This window comes from Candidatus Firestonebacteria bacterium RIFOXYD2_FULL_39_29, assembly GCA_001778375.1.
Taxonomy (GTDB): Bacteria; Oederibacteriota; D2-FULL-39-29; order D2-FULL-39-29; family D2-FULL-39-29; genus D2-FULL-39-29.
Genome location: MFGV01000035.1, coordinates 1 through 2,052 on the forward strand (window position 1 = coordinate 1; position 2,052 = coordinate 2,052).

The 2,052-nt window shown below is 34.4% G+C and carries 3 protein-coding genes; all 3 read right to left on the bottom strand.

The window, feature by feature from the left end:
- Nucleotides 1–487: 487 nt before the first annotated feature.
- Entirely contained in the window at nucleotides 488–685 is a 198-nt protein-coding gene (locus A2536_00565) for a hypothetical protein (protein OGF46868.1), read from the bottom strand.
- 267 nt (nucleotides 686–952) lie between these two features.
- Nucleotides 953–1,234, bottom strand: a complete 282-nt coding sequence (locus A2536_00570) for a hypothetical protein (GenBank protein ID OGF46869.1) — start codon at nucleotides 1,232–1,234, stop codon at nucleotides 953–955.
- A complete protein-coding gene (locus tag A2536_00575) occupies nucleotides 1,197–1,409 on the bottom strand; it encodes a hypothetical protein (GenBank protein ID OGF46875.1) in 213 nt (70 codons plus the stop codon). Before A2536_00575 ends, A2536_00570 begins: the two co-directional genes overlap by 38 nt.
- Nucleotides 1,410–2,052 lie beyond the last annotated feature (643 nt).

The window sequence follows — 2,052 nt, forward strand, 5'->3', positions numbered from 1 at the left end:
CTAACTGGATATCTAATCATCCTGTTGATTTCAAAAAGTATGCCAACTTACACGATTCTTTCAAGATTTCTGCTTAAATTTTTAACAATGAACAGTATTATCTTCACCCAGATAAAGCCTGTTCTCCTCCACCCATATTTCCCTATCTTTTTCTTCTACGCCTGAGACGGACGTTGTTTCATTTCGTCCTCCCGAGGCGGATTTCATTTCACTTTGCATTGTTACTCCTTAAACCGAGTAATCGCCTTTTTTGTTTTAAGAATATTTATTATCCGCTGTCTTATAATTAAGACACAGATGCCCTTCGGATGTAACAACAGGTATCATGCCGGCAGCTGCAATTTCTTTTATGGCTTTGTCTGCCAACATAGTACAGTCAGGTTATTAATAGGATCTCCTTTCGTTTTCTTTGGAGATTTTTATTATTATATAGTAAACTACTCTATTTTACAAGACAATGCATGTCAATTATACTTTGACAGACAATCTATTCTTTCAGTTTATTCAAGGCGTTTTGAGCGGCGCTTCTTAAGGCAGGATCTTTATCATTCAAATATTCTGTTAAAAGTACCGTATAGGTTTTATTTCCAAAATCTCCCATCGCGTTTATGGCTGCTTTGCGGATTTCAATATCCTTATCCTTTAAATTACTTATTAATACCGGTACAGCTGTTTTATCTTTCAACCTGCCAAAAATAATTATTTCTTTTATACTGAATTTTATTACGTCTGAATATTATAAAACTCCGCGGACAGGCTGTCCTAAGTTTCGGCAAGTGGAATTCAATTTTATCCCGCTTTATGATATATTTCCTATCGGGAAAAGCTTTGCATATTATTCATGCCGCATTTCGGCACGAGGCAGACAAAAATCCGCCGAGTTTAAGGGCGGGCATCCACGGAGTTAGCTCGCGGGGTTTTCTTTGGCATAACATCATAAAGCATTAAATACTTATTCCCTGTAGACATCTTTTCTATGACCTACCCGCAAAATAAGTATACCATCATGGACGGCCGTATAAATAATTCTGTAGTTTCCTATTCTATAACTGTAGCATTTATTGAAAAACCCTTTTAACGGTTTACCTTTATTTGGATTTGAAGCAATTTCATTTTCAACGATTTTTCTGATACTGTTCTGCATTTTGGTGTCTATGTTTTTAATGTCTCTTAAAACACTGTTTTTCCAGAATATTTTAGGCATGTTTTTTTGTTTTTTTCCAAAATTCTTCATTTGAAAGTATTTTGTCGCCAGGATCATTAAGCCGGTCAAGGGCTATTTGATAGTCAATGAAATCATCCAGATAAAGTTCGAGCGCTTTCTTTATGATGTAGGATTTTGAACGATCAGTTATTTTAACAATCTCTTTCAGCTTTTCTTCCAGAGGATTGTCAGGTCTGAAAATAATGAAATTTGATTTATGAGTTTTTGTTAAAGCCATTTGTATTACCTCCTACACATAAGTATAGCATCTATATACAATTATGTCAAGTCCACCACAGAAATTCCTCAACTTGGTAATTTTTTGTAGATGCCATATTCCAAATGTAGTTGCCTGATTTAATCAGGCGCAATTAGCAGGCTCGATGAATCAACTATATGTGTTTCTGTTTTCACGGCAGAGGATTTGCTATTACTTTTGAATACACAGTCCAATGAGAATGCAGTGTTTTTGAGAATACGGAGAAAACACCGGTTAAGGTGACAAGAAGCAACGCAATAATTAACACATATTCCACCATAGCTTGACCTGATTTTCTCACGTTTTACTCCAGTAAAACTTGTTAATAAAGTTTATAAGGTTTTTAAGGTTTATAAAGTTGTTTTCATAGGAACTATAATCTTTTATCAATTTAAAAATAACAAGTAATAATATAAATATTTTAAAATTATTTAACATTTTTTTCTTTCTTTTTCACCCTTTTGCTTTTACTTTATTAACCTTACAAACTTTACAAACCTTATGAACCTCTCCGAGCTTACGCACGGAGTTTCGACGATAGGAGATTTTTAATTATTCATGCCAAATTCATCCCACGAGCTCACGCTCG